The organism is Actinoplanes sp. NPDC048791 (assembly GCF_040650095.1).
GTDB lineage: Bacteria > Actinomycetota > Actinomycetes > Mycobacteriales > Micromonosporaceae > Actinoplanes.
This window is the reverse complement of record NZ_JBEZGQ010000642.1, coordinates 1-4,943: the sequence shown is the minus strand read 5'-3', so window position 1 is coordinate 4,943 and position 4,943 is coordinate 1. Positions and strand designations below refer to the sequence as shown.

Sequence of the window (4,943 nt, the reverse complement as noted above, 5' to 3'; positions counted from 1 at the left end):
GCGACGAGTCCGCGGGCACCACCACAATCTCCAACCTCAAGATCAATAGGGGCCAGGCGCTGCTGCCCGACCCGGACGCGGGTCCGATCGAGATCGTCTCGACCTTCACCGCGACCGACCCGTCGGGCATCGGGAAAGCCGGCGTCTACTTCTGGCACGGCAGCTACAACACGCCGGACGGGCTGCAGCCGACGAGCACCGAGTGCGTTCCGGTGAACGCGACCACCGCCACCTGCACGGCCCTGGCGTACCTCTACGACGTGCGGTACTCGCTGGGCATCAACGGGCTGGCCGGCGTCTGGAACGCCGAGGTGTGGGCTACCGCCAAGGACGGCACAGGCCTCGTCGACCGCAAGAAGGCGGGCAGCCTGACGATCAAGCGGACGACCCGCGTGACGGCGGACGCCACCCCGGAGCCGGTGACGAAGGGCCGCACGATCACCGTGACGGGAGCGCTGACCCGGATCGACTACTACGCCGGGTGGACGTTCCGGGCGTACCCGGCGCAGAAGGTGAACCTGCAGTGGCGCAAGGCCAACGCGACCACGTGGACGACGGTCAAGACGGTCACCACGGACGCGAGCGGCAAGCTCAAGACGACGGTGAAGGCGGGAGCGGACGGCTCGTACCGGTACAACTTCGCCGGCGACGCCACGTCGTGGACGTCGTCGAGCTCCGCCGACTACGTCGACGTGAAGTGAGACAGCGGGCCGGCATGCTCCCCCTCGAGCTGCCGGCCCGCTGCGCTCCCCGCCCCGCACGGGCCGGGCGGGAGGGGTCAGGCTGGTTGGGTCAGGGGGTGGTCGGTGGCCCGGGTCCGGCGGCCGGCCGCCACCGCCATCGCGCCGAAGGTCGCCGCCAGCACGGCGTTGACCAGCACCGCCAGCCAGCCGACATTCGCGATGTGGGCGACCGGCCACGCGACACCCGCCACGGCCAGCACCGCCACGACCCACCCCGGCTGCCCCCGGCGCAGCGCGAAGGCCGCCACCAGCAGCGTCAGCGGAAAGCACAAACCGAGCGGCTTGATCAACCCGGCCGCCGCTCCCGTCGCGTCGACCAGATCTGTGTCGCCCAGCGACACGTGGATCGTGTTGAAACCGTAGGCGACGTTCCCGGCCACCCCGAGCACCCCCACGACCAGCAGGACCGCCGCCGGCATCCCGTCGCTCCAGGTCACCAGGCGCAGCAGCACGAACGCGTACCCGGCCGCCCCCAGCACGTGCACGACCCCGGCGGCCGGGTCGTCCCAGCCGCGGGTCGCGTACAGCGCGTCCGCCACCAGATAGAGCACCGGTCCGACGAGCAGCAGAGCGGTGAGCAGGCGGTCGATCGGTGTTCCGGGCAGGGACCTCATGGCGGCTCCTTCGAGCTCGGCGCGGCGGGACACCCACACCGTCGTCCGCGCGCCGGGGCCGGGGCATCCGGGTGGGCCCTGCGAAGTCATAGGGTCAGCCCTGATCACGGCGGGGGTCCACGCTGGCACGATGAGGCGGTGACCCGTACCGCGACGCTCAGCTCGGCGGTCGGTGCCGTCGTGGCCGTGCTCGTCGCCGGTGGTTTCGGCCTCGGTGTCCACGTCGGCAATCTGCACAACGGGCTCATCGCGGCGTCGTTCACCGCCGTCGGGCTGTTCGTGGTGCTCCGGCGGCCCGGCAACCGTGAGGGCCGGCTGTTCGTCGCGACCGGCGCCGCCCACGCCGTCATGTTCGCGGGACGGCAGTACGGGCTGCATCCCGGGCCACTGCCGGGAGCGTCCTGGGCCGGTTGGCTCGGCGTCTGGCCGTTGCCGATCGTGCTGGTCATCGCCGGTGTCACCATCATGAGCTTTCCCACCGGACGGCTGCCGTCGCGCGGGTGGCGGACCGTCACCGCCGTCCTGGCCGTCGTCGGGGTCGTCCTCGCCGCGGTGTCGGCGTTGTGGCCGGTCGAGTACGCCCGTACCGCCCTGGTTGCCGGCCATCCGCTGAGCCTGCCGGGGCTCGCCGCCGCCGACGCCTTCTACCGGGTCGCCCGGCCCGCCGGCTACCTGCTGTTCCAGCTGACCTGGGTGGTCTGCGTCGTGGTCCGGCTGCGGCAGGCGCGCGGCGACGAGGCCCGGCAGCTGCGCTGGTTCGCGTACGCCGTCACGGTCTCCGCCGCGGTCATGGTGCTGGGCCTGGTGGTGTGGCACTCCCCCGTGCCCGGCACGCTGACGATGCCGGTGGTCGCCGTCGCGGCCGGGGCGGCGATCCTCAAGTACCGGCTCTACGACATCGACCCGGTGATCAACAAGTCGCTGGTGTTCGGGGCCATGGCCACGCTCGTCACGCTGGGCTACGTGGCCGTGGTGACCGGTGTCGGCCGGCTCGTCGACGGCAACCGTACGGTCCTGTCGCTGGTGGCCACGGCGGTGGTGGCCGTCGCCTTCGAGCCGTTGCGCCGGCGGGTCCAGCGGCTCGCCGACCGGCTCGTGCACGGGCACCGGGTCGGCCCGTACGAGTCGCTCGCCCGGCTCTCCGCCCACCTGGCCGCACCGGCCGGTGGCCTGCTCGACGGCATCTGCCGGACCGTCGCCGACGGTGTCGGGGCGCAGCAGGTCGTGCTCTACACCGGCCCGCCCGACGAGCTGCGGGCGATGTCCGTCTGGCCGGACTCAGTGCCACTGCCACCCACCGGGCTCTCCGAGGCGAAGGTAGTCGTGCCGGTCATGCACGACGGGCGCTTCCGCGGCGCGATCACGGTGCACAAGGGTGACGCCCTGTCGCCGGCGGAGAGGCAGCTGGTCGGCGACCTGGCCGCGCAGGCCGGGCTGGTGCTGGAACTCCGGGCGACGGCCCAGCGCCTGGTCACCGCCGGGGACGCCGCCCGCCGCCGGCTCGAACGGGACCTGCACGACGGGGTGCAGCAACAACTGGTCACCGTGGCGATGGAGCTGGGCACCGTCGTGCGGCTGGCCTCGGACGCCGGGTCCGCCGACGTCGCCGAGCGGGCCGCCGCGGTCCGGGCCCAGCTGCTGGAGACCACCGCGGAGCTGCGTGATCTGGCCCGCGGCCTGCATCCGGCCGTGCTCACCCAGGACGGGCTGGAGGCGGCGCTGGGATTCCTGGCCGACCGGTCCGCCGTGCCGGTCCGGCTCGGTGTGACGGTCGATCGCCGGCTGCAACCGGAGGTGGAGGCGACCGCGTACTTCATGGTCAGCGAGGGTCTGACCAACACCGCCAAGCATTCCGGCGCGGCGCTGGCCTCGGTGCGGGCCGAGCTGGACGGGACCGGGCTCATCGTCGAGGTGGTCGACGACGGCGTCGGTGGCGCCACGATGGTTCCGGGCAGCGGCCTGGAAGGGCTCGCGGACCGGCTCGCCACCCTCGGCGCCCGGCTGACGGTCGACAGCGGGCCGGTGGGCACGCGGCTGGCGACGGTGATCCCGTGCGGGTGATGCTGGCCGACGACGCGGTGCTGTTCCGCGAGGGTCTGGCCCGGATTCTGACCGACGTCGGTTTCACCGTCACCGGTCAGGCCGCCGACGGCGCCGGGCTGCTCGGCCTGGTCCGGGCCGACCCGCCGGACGTCGCGGTGATCGACCTGCGGATGCCGCCCGGGTACGCCGCCGAGGGCATCGACACAGCCGCCACCATCCGGGCCCTGGCACCCGGTGTGGGCCTGATGCTGCTCTCGCAGTACGTCGAGGTGCACCACGCGCTCCGGCTGATGACCGACTTCGACGGCGGCGTCGGCTACCTGCTCAAGGACCGGGTGTCCGACCTCGGCGCGTTCGGCACCGACGTGCGCAAGGTGGCCCGGGGCGAGACCGTCATCGACCCGGAGCTGGTGACCCGCCTGGTCGCCCGCCGCCGGGAACGGGACCCGCTGGAGGCCCTGACCGACCGCGAGCGCGCCGTGCTGGCGCTGATGGCCCAGGGGCTGTCGAACGCCGCCGTGGCCGCTGACCTGCACCTGGCGGTCAAGACCGTCGAGGCCCACGTCACCGCCATCTTCACCAAGCTGGGCCTGATTCCCGCCGATCGCGAGCACCGGCGCGTCCTGGCCGTGCTGACCTTTCTGCGTGCCTGAGCCGTCACCGACCGCAGCAGACATTGACTTGCCGCGATCGCGGCCAGATGCTGAGACTCCGCCGCCAGGGAGGGAGCGATGCAGACCCGGCTGTCCCGCACGAACGACACGGCGCTGGTCCTCGCGGCGCGCGCGGGTGATCGTGGCGCCCTGGACGAGCTTGTCCGGACCCATCTGCCGCTGGTCTACAACCTGACCCGGCAGGCGCTGGGCGGGCATCCCGACGTCGACGACGTCGTGCAGGAGGTCATGCTGCGCATGGTGCGGCAGCTGCCTTCGCTACGTTCCGCCAAGAGTTTCCGGCCGTGGCTGACGGCCATCACGGTGCACCAGATCGGCACCCAGCGGGCCCGCGGCAAGGTCGCCGCGGCCCGCACCGCGGACCTGGACGAGCTGGCCGGGCTGCCGGACGCCGGCGCGGAGCCCGAAGGGGCCACGCTGCTCCGGGTGGAGCTGTCGGTGCAGCGGCGGCAGGTGATGCACGCCGGGCGGTGGCTGTCCGCCGAGGAGCGGACGGTGCTCGCGCTGTGGTGGCTGGAGACGGTGGGTGAGCTGACCCGGGCCGACGTGGCGGTGGCGCTGGGCGTGAAGATCGCGCATGCCGGCGTACGGCTGCAGCGCATGCGCGACCACCTCGAGACGGCCCGCTCGATCGTCGCGGCCCTCGACGCCGTGCCCGGCTGCGGCCGGCTCAGTGCCGTCGTGGCCGGCTGGGACGGGGTGCCGAGCCCGTTCTGGCGCAAGCGCATCGAGCGGCACCTCCGTTCGTGTTCCACCTGCGGGCCCGCCCGCGAGGGCCTGCTGCCCACCGAGCGGCTGCTCGCCGGATTCGCCCTGCTGCCCGTTCCCCCGACGCTCACCAGCGAGCACGTACCGGTCGAGGCGTTCTC

General features: G+C 73.1%; 5 protein-coding genes. 4 read left to right on the top strand and 1 reads right to left on the bottom strand.

The features are described 5' to 3' along the window. Nucleotides 1–701: hypothetical protein (locus tag AB0C29_RS33410; protein ID WP_360828777.1), on the top strand; the 701-nt coding region annotated here is incomplete at its 5' end. Between the two features lie 77 nt (nucleotides 702–778). Here AB0C29_RS33410 and AB0C29_RS33405 read toward each other — a convergent pair. Further along, nucleotides 779–1,357 (bottom strand): hypothetical protein, encoded by a 579-nt coding sequence (locus AB0C29_RS33405; protein ID WP_360828774.1) that lies wholly within the window; start codon nucleotides 1,355–1,357, stop codon nucleotides 779–781. A 138-nt stretch (nucleotides 1,358–1,495) separates the two neighbouring features. On the opposite strand from AB0C29_RS33405, the gene AB0C29_RS33400 reads away from it, so the two are divergent. From AB0C29_RS33400 to AB0C29_RS33390, 3 genes are all read left to right on the top strand, one after another. Continuing rightward, nucleotides 1,496–3,418, top strand: a complete 1,923-nt coding sequence (locus tag AB0C29_RS33400; protein WP_360828772.1) for a histidine kinase — start codon at nucleotides 1,496–1,498, stop codon at nucleotides 3,416–3,418. Next, a complete protein-coding gene (locus AB0C29_RS33395) occupies nucleotides 3,409–4,053 on the top strand; it encodes a response regulator transcription factor (protein WP_360828769.1) in 645 nt (214 codons plus the stop codon). The genes AB0C29_RS33400 and AB0C29_RS33395 overlap by 10 nt, the downstream gene beginning before the upstream one ends. Before the next feature lie 78 nt (nucleotides 4,054–4,131). Further along, nucleotides 4,132–4,943 (top strand): sigma-70 family RNA polymerase sigma factor (locus tag AB0C29_RS33390; protein ID WP_360828766.1); only part of this gene is annotated, 812 nt, incomplete at its 3' end.